The following is a 13,653-nucleotide window of genomic DNA, read 5'->3' as shown; positions in this document are numbered from 1 at the left end:
GCGATACCGTGAAAAACTCTTTCGCCACCGTCCCTTCGAGTACCTCTCTGGCTTCCGGATCGCGCGTGCTGGCGTGCGCCGCGGCCTGGTGTGGCGTGCACTGTGCGCTCACACCGTTCTTCGTCGCGGTGGCGCCCGCGCTGGCGCTCTCCGAAGGGATCGAGCGAGCGGTTTGGGTCGGGACCGTCCTGCTCGGCGCGGTGATGCTCGTCCTGGGCCCCGCGGGCAGGAATGCGGCCGTGATCCTCACCTTCGCGGCGGGAGCCGCATTCTGGTCGGCCTCCCTTGCGGGTTGGCTCGAGCCGCTGCCCGAGACTGTGACGTCCGCTACCGGCAGCCTGGCCCTCGCAGGCGCGCTTGTGATGGGGGCCCGTATCTGCCAGGCCGGCGCGTGCGCCGAATGCGACGACGAGGAGCACGCGGATCGAAGAGGCTGACGCCGACCCTCCATGCGGTCCGGACAGGTCGCTGATGCAGCGGGACACCCGTCAGCGCAGGGCGATCCGCCGCGTGTTCATGAGCGTCGAGCGCCCCCTCACGCCGGACGAGGTGCTCGAGTACGGCCAACGGATCGTGCCGTCACTCGGGCTGGCCACCGTCTATCGGAACGTGAAGACCCTCACGGACGAGGGGTGGTTATCGGAGGTCGCGCTTCCCGGCGGCGGGCTTCGGTACGAACTGGCCGAGCGCCCGCATCACCACCATTTCCTGTGCCGCTCCTGCGATCAGGCGTTCGACATGCAATCGTGCCCGGATGAAGTCGAAGCGCTGGCGCCCGAGAGTTTCGAGGTCGACGGCCACGAGCTGATTCTCTTTGGCCGCTGCAACACGTGCAGCGATCGGTCTCGTTAGCGAGGCAGTCGTCTCGCCGCGGATCGCTGATGTCGTGTCGGAAGATTCGCGAGCTACCGGGAGCGCCGCTGCCGGAAGAAGTCGCGGAGGAGGCGCGCGGACTCCTCGGCGAGTACGCCCGGCACAAGTTCGGCGCGGTGATTGAGCCGGGGGTCGCAGACCAGGTTCTCGATCGATCCGCACATCCCCGCCTTGGGGTCCGCGGCCCCGAACACGACGGTGCGCACGCGGGCCAGGACCGCTGCGCCGGCACACATCGCGCACGGTTCGAGGGTCGCGTAGAGGGTATGCTCCTCCAGTCGCCAGTCGCCGAGGCGGGCGGCGGCGGCGCGCAGCGCAAGGACTTCCGCATGGCCCGTCGGATCGGCATCCGCCCGCGTCCGGTTGTGCGCTTCCGCGACGATCTCCCCCTCGGGGTCCGTTACCACGGCGGCGACGGGCACTTCCCCGCTCTCGCCGCCGAGGGCCGCGAGTTCGAGCGCCCGCCGCATCGGCGCCTCGTGCTCCGCCGGCCACGTGGCGTTCACGCCGCCGGCACCCGGGCGTCGAGGAAACCGGCCGCCGCGCGGATCCGGGCCAGAGCCCGCTCCCGTCCCATCGCCTCGAGCACCTCGAAGATCCCGGGGCGCACGCCCTGACCCATGAGGGCGACGCGGAGGGGGTTGATGACGCGCCCCGCTCCAACCTCGAGCTCCGCCGCGAGGCCCCGCACCTCGATCTCCAGCGTCTCCACATCGCGGAAGGCGACCTCCCCGGCGAGACGCTCCGCCAGCCGCCGCAGGTGGCGTGCTGTTTCCTGGGGCCGCTTCCAGAAACGCTTCACTGCGTCGTCGTCGTAGCTGAGGGTGGCCGCAAAGAAGGGAGAGACCTGCCGAGCGAGAGCGGGAAGCGTGCGGGGACGCCCCTTCACCAGATCGATGATTCGCGCCAGCCGCTCCGGGGATGTCTCGAGTTCCGGGTGGGTCTCGGCCAGACTTCGACCTTCCTGCACCGCCTCCCGGGCCAGGATCTCGAGGACAGCGCCCGCGAGGCCGGCCGGCGGAGAGTCGGCGATGTGGCGTCCGTTCAACCAGCCGAGCTTCTCCAGGTCGAACACCGCGCTCTTCTTCAGCACGCGACCGATCGAGAACGCCTCGATCAGGCCTCCGACATCGAACACCTCGTGGTCGTCCCCCGGAGACCAGCCGAGGAGCGCGAGGAAGTTCACCATCCCCTCGGGCAGGTAGCCTTCATCCCGATAGGCGAGGACCGACAGGGCGCCGTGGCGTTTCGAGAGTCGCTTGCCGTCCGGTCCCAGGATCAACGGCACATGCCCGAAGCGGGGGAGCGGTCGGCCGAAGGCCCGGTAGAGGAGGATCTGCTTCGGTGTGTTCGAGAGATGATCGTCGCCGCGGATCACATGAGTGATCGCGGCCTCCGCGTCGTCCGAGACCACGGCGAGATTATACACGGGCGTCCCGTCGGAGCGGAGGACGATGAAGTCGTCGATCGAGCCGGCGGGGAACGACATCGGCCCGTGGATCATGTCCTCCCACCCGATCGCCTCCCCCGGCACCCGAACACGGAGAGCGAACGGCTCTCCGGCCGCGGCCCGCGCGTCCGCAGCGGCAGCATCCAGCCGACCGCAGCGACCGTCGTACCCGTATCCCGCCCCAGCCCGCTTCGCCTCTTCGCGTCGGGCCGCGAGTTCGGCGGCAGTGCAGAAACACCGGTAGGCCGCGCCCTGACCGAGCAGGCGCAAGGCGTCCCGGCGGTGACGCTCGACCCCATCCGCCTGAAACACGGGGCCTTCATCCACATCCAGGCCCAGCCAGGCGAGCCCGTCCAGGATGGCCTGCGTGTGCTCGGGACGGGAACGCGCCCGATCCGTGTCCTCCACGCGCAGGAGAAACGTCCCCCCTTCGCGCCGCGCGAACAGCCAGTTGAACAGCGCCGTGCGCGCGCCGCCCACATGCAGAAAACCGGTGGGACTGGGCGCAAACCTCACCCGCACCGCCATGAACGCTCCTCTTCCGCCGAAGGCCTGTCTCCCGTCGGGCACTCAAGTCGGGACCGGGAGATGGATTGTTCCATCTTGTATGGGCGGCCGATAGGATGCCACGCATGAGTCCCGTATCCGCGTTCGTGCTTCCCGGCCTGCGCAGCCCCTTCGCGAAAATCGACCGCGAACTCTCGCGCTGCGACGGTCTCGCGCTGTCCGCTCCCGTCGTCCAGCAGATGGTGGCGGGCGACGGGGGCCCGGGCCGCGAGAACGCGGGTCGGATCGATCTCTTCCTGTGGGGCGCGGTCATCCCCACGCTCACGGTGAGCAACTGGGGTCGGGAAGTCTGGTTCGACGCGGGTCTCGACGCGAGCGTCCCGGCCCAGGGTATCGTCCAGGCGTGCGCCACCTCGATCGCGGCCGCGACCCACGGCGCGGGTCAGGTGGCCGCGGGGCGCGCGGATCTCGTCCTCTGCGGCGGCGTCGAGGCGATGAGCCACACGCAGATCGGGCTCTCGCCCGGACTCAGTCGAACGATTCGGCGCGCGGGGACGGCCGGCAGCCCACCGCGCATGGTACGGACGCTCGCCGGAATCCGCCCACGCGACCTCCGGATCTCGGCGCCGGCCATCAAGGAGCGCACGACCGGAAGGACGATGGGGCAGCACGCCGAGGAGATGGCCAGCGAGTGGGACATCGGGCGCGAGGCACAGGACCGTTTCGCGCTCGCGAGCCATGAAGGCGCGACGCGCGACGGCGGGGCCTTCTTCCGGCCGCTCCTCGTTACCCCCGGCACCTTCCGCGTCGACCGCGACACGCTCCCCCGAGACGGCACCTCGCTGGAGAAGCTCGCCGGCCTCCGCCCCGCCTTCTCCCGCTCGGGGGGGACGCTCACGGCGGGCAACTCCACGCCCCTCACGGATGGGGCCGCGGCCTGCTGGGTCGCATCCGAGGCCGGGCTTGCCGCGCTCCCCGACTCCCTGCCCCGCGCGCGCCTTCTCGACTGGCGGCAGGCCGGGATCGATCCGGACCGCGAGGGCCTTCTCATCGCCCCGGCCATCGCGGTCGCCGAGCTGCTCCACCGCCACGGGCTTACGCTCGAGGACATCGGACTGTGGGAGTTCCACGAGGCGTTCGCCGCGCAGGTGCTGTGTACGATCGCGGCGCTGGAGGATCCGGAGTGGCTCGCGGCCCGCTCGCCGGTGAAGGACGGTCTCGGCGCCTTCCCGCGGGACAGGGTCAACCCCAACGGGGGGAGCGTCGCCCTCGGGCACCCCTTCGGCGCCACCGGAGCGCGCATCCTCTCCCAGACCGTGCTCGAACTCGCGGATCACCCCGCCGGCACGCGCGCGATCGTCAGCGTGTGCGCCGCGGGCGGCCTCGGCCACGTTGCACTCCTGGAGGCTGTCTAGCCGCCCTCAGCCATGCCGGGCACCGACCAGTCCCGGGCGGCGGAGTTCGAAGGCCAAGCCCAACAGCGCGGTGAAGAGGACGAGCGCGTTCGCCTGGTGGAGAACCGCCAGGGGGATGGGGACGAAGAGCAGCAGCGTCGCGACCCCCAGCGCCGCCTGCACCCATACCGCCGCGAAGCCCGCGTGGGCCCACGTTCTCGCCGCTCCCGAGACATGTCGCGCGCAGACCCACCAGAGGGCCGTCACGCCCCCGAGCAGGAGCATGGCGAGCACGCGGTGGTTGAATTGCACGGTCGCGCGATCCTCGAAGGGGCTGAGCCACCACGGGTTCGCCCCGAAGAAATCGGGCGGGATCCAGCCGTCGCCCATCCGCGGGAAGGTGTTGTAGACGAGTCCCGCGTCCAGGCCCGCCACGAAACCGCCCGAGAGAAGGGTGAGCGACGCGAGGCCGAGTACGGCGCCAGCCCAGCGACCGATTCCGCCACCCGACTCCGCGGGCGCGTCTCCGTCACCCGTACCGGGGCGCAAGAGGGAGAGCGCCGTCCACAGCGTGAGGGCGTAGACGAGCACCGCGAGCGCGAGGTGCGCGGTGAGGCGGTACGGGCTCACGCGCGGAATATCCACAAGCCCGCTCTGCACCATCCACCATCCGAGGAGCCCCTGTGCCCCACCCAGCGCGAGCAGAAGCAGAAGACGGGGAACGAGGGACCGCGGAATCATCCGTCGCGCAAGGAATACCGCGAAGGGGATGATGAAGACGAGTCCGATCACGCGCCCGAGGAGGCGGTGCGTGTACTCGAACCAGAAAATCCGCTTGAACTCGCCCAGCGACATCCCCTGGTTCACGAGCCGGTACTCGGGGGAATCCCGGTAGGCGGCGAACTCCCGCTCCCAACCCTCGGCGCTCATCGGAGGGACGACGCCGCTCACCGGCTCCCAGTCGACCATCGAGAGCCCCGATCCGGTCAGGCGGGTCACGCCTCCCACGACGAGCGTCGCTGCGACGAGAGCGCAGCCGACGAGGAGCCAGGCCGCGATGATCCGCGCGTGGCGCTGCCTTCCGCTCTGAAAAGGAGGTGATGGCATGAGGGGTTCCGGTGCGCGTTTGCGCCGGTTTCGTGACCCGTGCGAACTTCGGTCGCTCCCGGAGTCACCGGGGCGCGGAAGATAGCGGAAGATAGACGGGTGGAGAGGCCAGGCGCGATGTCGGACTCCGGAGCACGCATCTCGATGTTCGCCCTTCAGCGGCTCGCTCCGAGATTGCGGGCCCACCGCCCGGCGCTCGCCGGGGCCGGGATCTGTCTCCTCCTGAGCACCGCGATCGGGCTCGCCTTCCCACTCATCGTCCGCTACCTGATGGACGCGGCCTTCGGCGAGGGCGACCCCGCCCTCCTGGGTGCGATCGCGCTTGGACTGCTGGGTCTCTTCGCGCTTCAGGGCGTGTTCAACTTCGGCGAGACCTACTGGCTGGGGGCGACGGGCGAGCGGGTCGTGACGCAGTTGCGCGACGAACTCTTTTCCAAACTGGTCGGGCTCTCCCCCGGGTTCCACGCAAGCCGAACCAGCGGCGAACTCACTTCCAGGCTGGCCTCCGACTGCTCGACGCTCCAGCAGATCATGGGGCACCAGATCGCCGAACTCGTGCGGCAGGTGCTCTTTCTGGTGGGGGCCGCGGTCCTGCTCACGCTCCTCCATTGGCAGCTGATGCTCACGACGCTGACGGTGGCCCCCGTCGTCGTGCTGGCCGGCTTCGCGCTCGGCCGCCTCCTCCGGCGCCGGAGCACCGAGGTGCAGGACCGCCTCGCCGCCGCACACGCGGTTGCGGACGAAGCCTTCGGCCAGATCGAAATCGTGCAGGGGTTCGTGCGCGAGGAGTGGGAGTCCGGGCGCTACCGGGCGGGAATCGCAAGGGCTCTCGAGGCGGCGCTTTCGCGGGCCGTCGTGCGTGCGCTCCTCTTCGGGATCCTGACCGTCGTCGCCTTCGGCGGAATCGTCGCCGTCCTCTGGCAGGGCGGGCGGCTCGTGCTCGCGGCCCAGATCACGGCCGGCCAACTCGTGTCGTTCCTCCTCTACGCGTTTTCGGTCGCGGCGGCGATCATGGCGCTCGCGTCGCTATGGGGCAGCTACCAGGAGGCGCAGGGGGCCGCGCGCCGCGTGTTCGATCTCCTTGATCGCGACAGCGAGATCGCGGATCCCGAGGCGCCGGGGTCCCTCGCTGGAGAAGGACCGCCGGCGATCTCGTTCAAGGGGGTCTCGTTCCGCTACGGCGAGGACGAACCGTGGGCCCTGGAGAGGATCGAGGCGACGATCGAGCCCGGGGAAGTCGTCGCACTTGTGGGTCCGAGCGGCGCCGGGAAGACGACCTTCGCGTCACTGATCCCCCGTTTCTGGGATGTGACCGAGGGGTACCTGCGCGTACGCGGGACCGACGTCCGGGCCTGCGCCGTCGCGGACCTGAGATCGCGGATCGGGATCGTGCCGCAGGACCACCCGCTCTTCGCCGGCACGATCGGGGAGAACATCGCGTACGGGCGACCGGACGCGAACTGCCCGGCGATCGAGGCGGCGGCGGAGGCGGCGCACGCGCGCGAGTTCATCGAGCGGCTTCCGGACGGCTACGACACGCGGGTCGGCGAGCGCGGGGTCCGGCTCTCCGGGGGGCAGCGTCAGCGGATCGCCATCGCCCGCGTCCTCCTCAAGGAACCCGAGATCCTCATCCTCGACGAGGCGACGAGCGGACTGGACGCCGAGAGCGAGGCGCTGGTCGAGGAGGCGCTACAGATCGCCTCCGCGGGGCGGACGACCGTGATCATCGCCCACCGCCTGCGCACGGTGCGCCGTGCCGACCGACTCTTCGTCCTGGACCGGGGACGCCTCGTCGACAGCGGCCCGCACGATGCGCTGATCGATCGCTGCGAACTCTACGCCCGGCTCTACGAGGGCCAGCAACTCGCCTAGCACGGACGGCTAACGGAGGAGGGCTTCGATCTCCTCGGTCAGCGCTGCGGCGGTCTGGGGACCGAGGAGTTCCTTCCGGATCCAGCCCTCCGCGTCCACCATCACCGTGGTCGGGAAGCCCACGGCTCCGAAGGTGGCGACGGCGTCATCCATCCCCATCATCCAGTTCGGGTACTCGACGCCGAAGTCCTCAAGGAAGTCACGGATCTCATCGATGTCGCCCGAATCGACGGCGAGTCCGAGGATGACGACGGGCCGGTCGTCGTAGATGCGGGCCAACTCCACGAGTTCCGGCAACTCGTCGCGGCACGGGAGGCACCAGGTGCCCCACAGGTTCGCGACGACCACGTTGCCCCGCAGGTCGCGGAGGCTCGCCTCGCCGCCCTCCAAGGTGCGGAAGACGTCCTCGGGCGCCGCTTTCGCACCCGAGGGCACGGCGTCCGTGTAGCTGGCCGCCGCTCCGCGATCCGCCGCCTCGTCCGCCGCTCCGCAACCGAGCCCGATCAGCGCGACGAGGGCGATGGCGCCCCGCCCGGTCAGCATCCCGTCGTCCCGTCGGCGTTCGAGGTCTCACCGCCGCCCGGTGTCAGGACCACGCCCGGGAGCGCCCACGTCAGCCCGCCGTCATCGACCACGAAGGTGCCGCCGACGAGCACGAAATCGACGCCCGACGGATACTGGTGCGGCTCGAAGAAGGTCGCGTTGTCCTGGAGTTCGTCGAGGTCCAGTACCGCGATATCCGCGATCAGCCCCTCCCGTATGAGCCCGCGGTCGCGGAGGCCGAGCAGCTGCGCCGGCAGCGTCGTCATCGATCGGACCGCGCTCTCGACCGACAGGATGCCGAGGTCCATCGCATAGCGTTTGATCTTTCGCGGGAACGTGCCGTAGAAGCGGGCATGCACGGGTCCGTCGTCCGGGAGCGCGATCCCGGCGTCGGACGCCGTCACCAGCCAGGGATGGGCCGAGAACTCCTCGACGTCGATCTCGGAGAGGGAGAAGCCGCGTACACGGGCGCCGCCCGCCCGCATTCGATCCCCTTCGAGCTGCAGGCGGATCGCCACTTCGACGGGAAACGCGTTCCATTCGGCCGCGAGATCGGCGACCGTCTTGCCGACCAGACTCTCATCGGGGTGGTCCATGACGACGAGGTTCTCGGGCCCGCCGCGACGACCGATCTCGTGTGCGATATCGAGGCGTACCTGCTCGCCGCGGTCGGGATCGGCGAGCGCCTCCCCGAGCGCCGCCGCATAGTCGACGTCCGCGCGCGGTCCACCGGGTCCGCCGCCGCCGGGCCCGCCCCCGGGGAAGATCCAGCGCGGGAGGAGCACCGTGCTCCCGTCGCTGCCTGTCGTGTTGTACGGGTACTGGTCCGCCCAGATCGGAACGCCGCGTGCCCGAGCCCGTTCGATCAGGTCTACGAGCACCCGGCCCGCTCCCCAGAAATCGGCGCCGCGAGCCTTGATGTGGGTGGCGACGGTGGTCACGCCCGTGCGCTCCGCGACCTCGATGTCCTCGAGGATCGTCGTGATCATCGTCGGCGGTCCCGGGTCGTCCTGGCTCGGCCAGAACCACATCGGGGTCGTGCCGGAACTGCGTTCGTGAACGATGTAGAGGCCGCCGCCCCGACCCGCGGCTTCGACGAGGGGGAAGAGTTCGGAGGTCTCGCTCCAGATCCCCGGGAAGTACTCGAGACCGGCGCTGAGGCCGTAGGCCCCCTCGGCCATCCCCTGCTCCACGAGTTCCGTCATGCGCTCGACCTCGGCAGGCGTCGAGGGGCGCATGACATCGTCGCCGAGCGCCATCGCCCGGATCGTGTTGTGCCCCACCATGAGCGCCGCGTTGGGCCCGTGGCCGCGGGACTCGAGCCTGGCGCGCTGATCGGCGATCGGCCACGGAGAGCGGCCGTCCTGGTTCACGACGACCGTCGTCACGCCCTGGCTCACGAGGTTCGGGGCGGCCCGGCGGCGCGCCCCCTCGCTGCCGGCGTCTCCCGCCGCGTCGAGTCCCTGGTCGGCGTGCGAATGAAGGTCGATGAATCCGGGGACGACGTACCGGCCGTCGAGTTCGATCACGCGGCCGGCGGTGGCGCCGGCCAGATCCCCGACCCGGGCGATGCGGCCGTCACGGATCCCCACGTCGGCGCTGAACCACGGATTCCCCGTGCCGTCCAGGACCCGTCCGCCACGCAGCAGGACATCGAAGGCCGCCTCCTGCGCGGCCAAGGTCGGGACGTGCAGAAACCCGAGGACGGCGGCAAGAAGGAGCGTGCGAAGGTCACGGCGGTTCATGATCGCTTCCCCTGTGAGAGATACGAAGTCGTGGGCCCCAAGCTACGACAGGTCGTACACGGGTTCCAACCGGGCGGTTTGGCGCCCGGCGTGCGACCGGATAACATCCGCGGGCCATGAACGATCTCCTTTTGCGCGCACTCGCGCGCGAACCCGTGGAGCGAACCCCGGTGTGGTTCATGCGGCAGGCGGGACGCTCGCTCCCCGCCTATCGCGAACTCCGCCGGGAGCGTGGTTTCCTCGAACTCGTGCGCGACCCGGAGGGGGCGGCGCAGGTCACACGGCTCCCGCTCGATTACTTCGATGTGGACGCGCTCGTGCTGTTCATGGATTTGTCGACGCCGTTCGAGGCCGCCGGGATCGAGATCGAACTGCGGGCCGGCGTGGGGCCCGTTCCCCTGCCCCCCTGGGAAGGCCTCGCGGACGTGGACCGCCTGCGCCCCTTCGAGCCTCGGGAGCGACTCGACTTCGTGCTGGAAGCGATCCGCATCCTGGCCGCGGACAGGGAGCGCCCCATCATCGGCTTCGTGGGCGCTCCCTTCACCCTGTGCTCGTACCTGGCCCGCGGCACGCGAGACAGCCGGCTCGCGCAACTGCGGGCCTTCATGCTGCGGTCCCCCGAACTCTGGGACCGGATGGCGGGGTTCTGGGCCGACCACCTGGCGGAGTTCGCGATCGCGCAGCATGAGGCGGGAGCCGCGGCGATCCAGGTGTTCGATTCATGGTGCGGCATCCTCGATCCCCTCACCTACCGGGCGCGAGTGCTCCCGTACTCCCGCCGCCTGCTGCAGCGACTCCGCGAGAAGGGCATCCCCACGGTGCACTATGGCGCCACGCAGCGCGCCGTCGTGGAGGCAGGAGGCGACGCGATCAGCGTCGACTGGCGCACGCCGCTCGACGAGGCCTGGGACATCATCGGACCGGAGCGCGCGATACAGGGGAACCTCGACCCCGCCTGCATCCTCGCGGGCGAGGAACCGGCGCGCGCGGGGACGCGCGACGTGCTGCGCCGCGCCGGCGGCCGGCCCGGCCATGTCTTCAACCTCGGGCACGGCCTCCAGCCCGACTCCGACCCGCGCGTGATCGCCGCCGTGGTCGACGAGGTGCGGCGCTGGGGTCCGCCGGGCGAGAAGCGCTGGGACGTTCCCGCGGGAACGCCGTCAGCCGGGACGGCGCTATGCCCGCGCGGCTAGACGCTCCGCCACCGACTCGGCTTCGACGATGCGGCTCGATATTCCCAGACGTCCGGTGTAGCCGGCGGCGAGCGTGATGCCGGGAGGAAGCTCGAGTCCGTCCATCGCCGCCCACGAGCCATCGAACGCCGGGAGCTGCGGCCGGGCCGTACGGATGGGAGTCGCCGCGGTCGCGTGGATCGCTTCGTACTCATCGGCCGCGGTCCGCTCGAGTCGGCCCGCGTCCCATGCGGAAACGTCGGGGTCGAGTCCGCCCCCCAGATAGGCCGTACAGAGGCCGTCACGCCCGAACAACGAGGCGTTCCACGTCACGCCGCGGGTGCGCCAAGACTCTCCCAGGGCGACCTGGAACCCGAACCCATCCGGGGCGCGCTCTACTTCCAGCGGTACGACGGCGACGCGATGATACCGCAGTCCGGCGAGACGGTCGGCGGCCCCCGGCTCGATCGTCCTCACAAGGTCCGCCGCGGCGGACGCCGGCGTAGTGATCGCCACATGGTCCACGGTCGCGGAATCCGGGCGCGGCCCCCCGTGGCCGATCTCGAAGCGCCGGCCGGAGCGCCGAAGCTCCCTGACCGGTGCCGCGACCCGAATCCGGCTTGCGTGTCGCCGCGCAATGGCGAGCGGCAGCGTGGCCATTCCCGCCTGGAAGGTGAACGCGGGGGGCGACCCGGCCGGCTGCCATCGTCTCGCCGCGGCGAGGAGGCTGCGCTTCACGCCCAGGGGTCCGAGCATCATGGGAAGAACGTGCGCCGCCGGCATCGTCTCCGGGTCGGATCCGAAGGTCGCGGAGACCAGAGGGCCGAAGAGCCGCTCGTATGCCTCGCGCCCGGCCTTGCGGCAGAAGTATCTCGCTACGGACTCCCGCGGCCGAATCCCCCGGGTGAAGGGTTCGAGGGCGGCGCGGGCGCGCCCGGCCGGGGAGAGCAGATCGCCCGTCAGGAGCCCGCGCGGCCGGTGCGGTACGGTCCGCAGACGGCCGCGGGCCCAGATGAACAGGCGCGCTCCGGACCGCGCCTCCAGGATCTCCCCTCGAAGCTCCAGTTCGTCGACGAGCCGCCGCACCGGGGGCGCCAAGCGCGTCCGCTGCGGACCGAGTTCGACGACCCGGCCGTCGTGGCGCGCCGTGCGGATCACCCCGCCGACTTCATCGGCTGTCTCGAACAGAATCGAGTCGACGCCGCGCCGCGCCAGCGCGTGCGTGAGCGCCAGCCCGGTGATTCCACCCCCGATGATTCCGACTCGCATCCCTCCCCCTTCCCGCGTCCGGCAAGGAGCGGCAAGGTCCCGAGCCCTCCCGGCGCGGGCAAGCCGGGGACTGCGCCGATACCTTCGAGCGATGGCGAACTCCGAACCCCAACCCGCCGTCCTCCTCCTGAACTTCGGTGAGCCGCAGGGAGCGGACCCGAGCGCGGTCACCCGCTTTCTGGAGCGAATCTTCCTCGCCAACGCGCGGCTGGAACCGCACATGGACATGGCTGCGGCCCGTGAACGGAGCCGCGAACTCGCGCGGCGACGGACACCCGGCCTGCTCGAGGTCTATGAACGGATCGGGGGCTCACCGCTCGACGTGCAGGCGAGGGCACAGGCGACGGCGCTCGAGCGGGCGCTGAAGGCCCGCGGCCACCCGATGCCCGTGACCGTCGGGATGCAGTTCACCGAACCGTCGATCGAAGAGGCGCTGCGCCGTCTGCGGGAGACGGAGGCCGCGGTTCTTGTTCCTCTGCCCGTGTACCCGCTCTGCGGCCCTTCGACCACCGTCGCGGCGCTGGCCGAGGTCGAGGGGGCGCTCGAGCGAATGGGCTGGCGCCCGGAGGTGCGCAGCGTGACCGGGTGGCATCGCCATCCCGGCTACGCGCGCCTTCGCGCCGAGGCGATCCGCCGCGCCTCCGCAGAGGCGGGATGGAGCCTGGCCGATCCGGAGATCCGCCTCGTATTCAGCGCCCACGGCACGCCGCTTCGCTACGTCGAAGAGGGCAGCCGCTATGTGGAATACGTCGAGGAGTGGTGCGCGACCCAGGCGCGCACGCTCGGCGTGAACACCTGGACGCTCGGCTATCAGAACCACACGAACCGAGGCATCGACTGGACTCCGCCCGACATCGAAACGGCGCTCGAGGATCTGCCGGGCGTCGAGAAGGTCCTCGTCGACCCCATCAGCTTCATGCACGAACAATCCGAGACGCTGATGGAACTGGATGTCGACCTCGCGGAACACGCCGCGGCGCTCGGTCTCGAGTTCCACCGCGTCCCCGTCCCGCACGACGACGCGGCGTTCGCGGACGTGCTGGCCGACCTGACGCTGGCCGCGCTGGGAGTCGAGTCCCGAACCCTGCCCCCGCGGACTTCGTGCCGCTGCCGGCCGGGAGCCGACCTCTGCTTCAACGGCGCGCCAACTGCCTGACCTCCTCGTGCCGGAAGCACGAGGTCGTGTGGTCGTTGACCATCCCCGCCGCCTGCATGTACGCGTAGCAGATCGTCGGCCCGACGAAACGGAAACCTCGTCGCCGCAACTCGTTCGACATGCGTTCGGATTCCTGTGTGAACGCCGGCACCTCGGCCATCGAAGACCAGCGGTTCCGGATCGTACGCCCCTCCGTAAACGACCAGATGAAGGCGTCGAAGCTGCCGAACTCTTCCTGGACCTCCAGCAGGTGAGCCGCGTTTCCGATCGCGGCTTCGATCTTCATGCGATGGCGAACGATCGAAGCGTCGCCTTGAAGTCGATGTACATCATCTTCTGTAAATGACGACACTGCCACAGGATCGAAGTCACGGAACGCAGCTTGGAAAGCTGCCCGCTTGCGCAGGATGACCGCCCACGAGAGACCGGCCTGGAACCCATCGAGGAGGAGGAACTCGAAGTGGCGGCGGTCATCGGACACGGGTACGCCCCACTCCGTGTCGTGATACGCAACCATCCCCGCTTCGGACCCCGCCCAGCCGCAGCGCGGTCGGCGATCGGACAC

At 70.2% G+C, this 13,653-nt stretch carries 13 protein-coding genes; 6 read left to right on the top strand and 7 right to left on the bottom strand.

Annotated elements, in window-relative coordinates; translation table 11 throughout:
* Positions 1-65 precede the first annotated feature (65 nt).
* Together ACOOGH_RS04935 and ACOOGH_RS04930 are read left to right on the top strand one after the other, a co-directional pair.
* The gene (locus ACOOGH_RS04935) at positions 66-437 is read left to right on the top strand and encodes a hypothetical protein (RefSeq protein ID WP_420447866.1); all 372 of its coding nucleotides are present in this window, start codon (positions 66-68) and stop codon (positions 435-437) included.
* Between the two features lie 34 nt (positions 438-471).
* The gene (locus ACOOGH_RS04930; RefSeq protein ID WP_420447865.1) at positions 472-852 is read left to right on the top strand and encodes a Fur family transcriptional regulator; all 381 of its coding nucleotides are present in this window, start codon (positions 472-474) and stop codon (positions 850-852) included.
* 53 nt (positions 853-905) lie between these two features.
* Here ACOOGH_RS04930 and tadA read toward each other — a convergent pair whose 3' ends face one another.
* Positions 906-1,379, bottom strand: a complete 474-nt coding sequence (gene tadA, locus ACOOGH_RS04925) for a tRNA adenosine(34) deaminase TadA (protein WP_420447864.1) — start codon at positions 1,377-1,379, stop codon at positions 906-908.
* The gene (gene gltX, locus ACOOGH_RS04920) at positions 1,376-2,851 is read right to left on the bottom strand and encodes a glutamate--tRNA ligase (RefSeq protein WP_420447863.1); all 1,476 of its coding nucleotides are present in this window, start codon (positions 2,849-2,851) and stop codon (positions 1,376-1,378) included. Before gltX ends, tadA begins: the two co-directional genes overlap by 4 nt.
* Before the next feature lie 104 nt (positions 2,852-2,955).
* Between gltX and ACOOGH_RS04915 the strand changes: the two genes are divergently transcribed.
* Complete coding sequence (locus ACOOGH_RS04915) at positions 2,956-4,245, top strand: thiolase family protein (RefSeq protein ID WP_420447862.1); 1,290 nt, start codon at positions 2,956-2,958, stop codon at positions 4,243-4,245.
* A gap of 6 nt (positions 4,246-4,251) precedes the next feature.
* Here the strand turns inward: ACOOGH_RS04915 and ACOOGH_RS04910 are convergent, their stop codons facing one another.
* Positions 4,252-5,331, bottom strand: a complete 1,080-nt coding sequence (locus ACOOGH_RS04910) for a COX15/CtaA family protein (RefSeq protein WP_420447861.1) — start codon at positions 5,329-5,331, stop codon at positions 4,252-4,254.
* 117 nt (positions 5,332-5,448) lie between these two features.
* Between ACOOGH_RS04910 and ACOOGH_RS04905 the strand changes: the two genes are divergently transcribed.
* On the top strand, positions 5,449-7,203 hold the full coding sequence (locus tag ACOOGH_RS04905; protein WP_420447860.1) for an ABC transporter ATP-binding protein: 1,755 nt from the start codon (positions 5,449-5,451) through the stop codon (positions 7,201-7,203).
* Between the two features lie 9 nt (positions 7,204-7,212).
* Here ACOOGH_RS04905 and ACOOGH_RS04900 read toward each other — a convergent pair whose 3' ends face one another.
* Both ACOOGH_RS04900 and ACOOGH_RS04895 read right to left on the bottom strand, forming a co-directional pair.
* Positions 7,213-7,746 carry a TlpA family protein disulfide reductase gene (locus ACOOGH_RS04900; protein WP_420447859.1) on the bottom strand — a complete coding sequence of 178 codons (534 nt, stop codon included), beginning with the start codon at positions 7,744-7,746 and terminating at the stop codon, positions 7,213-7,215.
* Entirely contained in the window at positions 7,740-9,491 is a 1,752-nt protein-coding gene (locus tag ACOOGH_RS04895) for an N-acyl-D-amino-acid deacylase family protein (RefSeq protein ID WP_420447858.1), read from the bottom strand. Before ACOOGH_RS04895 ends, ACOOGH_RS04900 begins: the two co-directional genes overlap by 7 nt.
* A 116-nt stretch (positions 9,492-9,607) precedes the next feature.
* Between ACOOGH_RS04895 and hemE the strand changes: the two genes are divergently transcribed.
* Complete coding sequence (gene hemE / locus ACOOGH_RS04890; RefSeq protein WP_420447857.1) at positions 9,608-10,684, top strand: uroporphyrinogen decarboxylase; 1,077 nt, start codon at positions 9,608-9,610, stop codon at positions 10,682-10,684.
* Here hemE and hemG read toward each other — a convergent pair.
* Positions 10,667-11,932 (bottom strand): protoporphyrinogen oxidase, encoded by a 1,266-nt coding sequence (hemG, locus tag ACOOGH_RS04885; RefSeq protein WP_420447856.1) that lies wholly within the window; start codon positions 11,930-11,932, stop codon positions 10,667-10,669. The genes hemE and hemG overlap by 18 nt on opposite strands.
* Positions 11,933-12,023: 91 nt before the next feature.
* On the opposite strand from hemG, the gene hemH reads away from it, so the two are divergent.
* Positions 12,024-13,088 (top strand): ferrochelatase, encoded by a 1,065-nt coding sequence (hemH, locus tag ACOOGH_RS04880; protein ID WP_420447855.1) that lies wholly within the window; start codon positions 12,024-12,026, stop codon positions 13,086-13,088.
* Here the strand turns inward: hemH and ACOOGH_RS04875 are convergent.
* A complete protein-coding gene (locus ACOOGH_RS04875; RefSeq protein ID WP_420447854.1) occupies positions 13,066-13,653 on the bottom strand; it encodes a DNA-3-methyladenine glycosylase I in 588 nt (195 codons plus the stop codon). The two genes, hemH and ACOOGH_RS04875, sit on opposite strands and share 23 nt — an antisense overlap.

This window comes from Candidatus Palauibacter sp., from assembly GCF_965213655.1.
GTDB lineage: Bacteria > Gemmatimonadota > Gemmatimonadetes > Palauibacterales > Palauibacteraceae > Palauibacter.
Note: the sequence above shows the minus strand (reverse complement) of the source record. Positions and strands in the feature narration are given on the sequence as shown.

What these genes read in the sequence shown, in the direction of transcription:
- gltX (WP_420447863.1), bottom strand. Translation starts at nt 2,851, where the DNA reads ATGGCGGTGCGGGTGAGGTTTGCGCCCAGTCCCACCGGTTTTCTGCAT.
- hemH (WP_420447855.1), top strand. Translation starts at nt 12,024, where the DNA reads ATGGCGAACTCCGAACCCCAACCCGCCGTCCTCCTCCTGAACTTCGGT.
- hemG (WP_420447856.1), bottom strand. Translation starts at nt 11,932, where the DNA reads ATGCGAGTCGGAATCATCGGGGGTGGAATCACCGGGCTGGCGCTCACG.
- ACOOGH_RS04910 (WP_420447861.1), bottom strand. Translation starts at nt 5,331, where the DNA reads ATGCCATCACCTCCTTTTCAGAGCGGAAGGCAGCGCCACGCGCGGATC.
- ACOOGH_RS04895 (WP_420447858.1), bottom strand. Translation starts at nt 9,491, where the DNA reads ATGAACCGCCGTGACCTTCGCACGCTCCTTCTTGCCGCCGTCCTCGGG.
- hemE (WP_420447857.1), top strand. Translation starts at nt 9,608, where the DNA reads ATGAACGATCTCCTTTTGCGCGCACTCGCGCGCGAACCCGTGGAGCGA.
- ACOOGH_RS04930 (WP_420447865.1), top strand. Translation starts at nt 472, where the DNA reads ATGCAGCGGGACACCCGTCAGCGCAGGGCGATCCGCCGCGTGTTCATG.
- ACOOGH_RS04905 (WP_420447860.1), top strand. Translation starts at nt 5,449, where the DNA reads ATGTCGGACTCCGGAGCACGCATCTCGATGTTCGCCCTTCAGCGGCTC.
- ACOOGH_RS04900 (WP_420447859.1), bottom strand. Translation starts at nt 7,746, where the DNA reads ATGCTGACCGGGCGGGGCGCCATCGCCCTCGTCGCGCTGATCGGGCTC.
- ACOOGH_RS04915 (WP_420447862.1), top strand. Translation starts at nt 2,956, where the DNA reads ATGAGTCCCGTATCCGCGTTCGTGCTTCCCGGCCTGCGCAGCCCCTTC.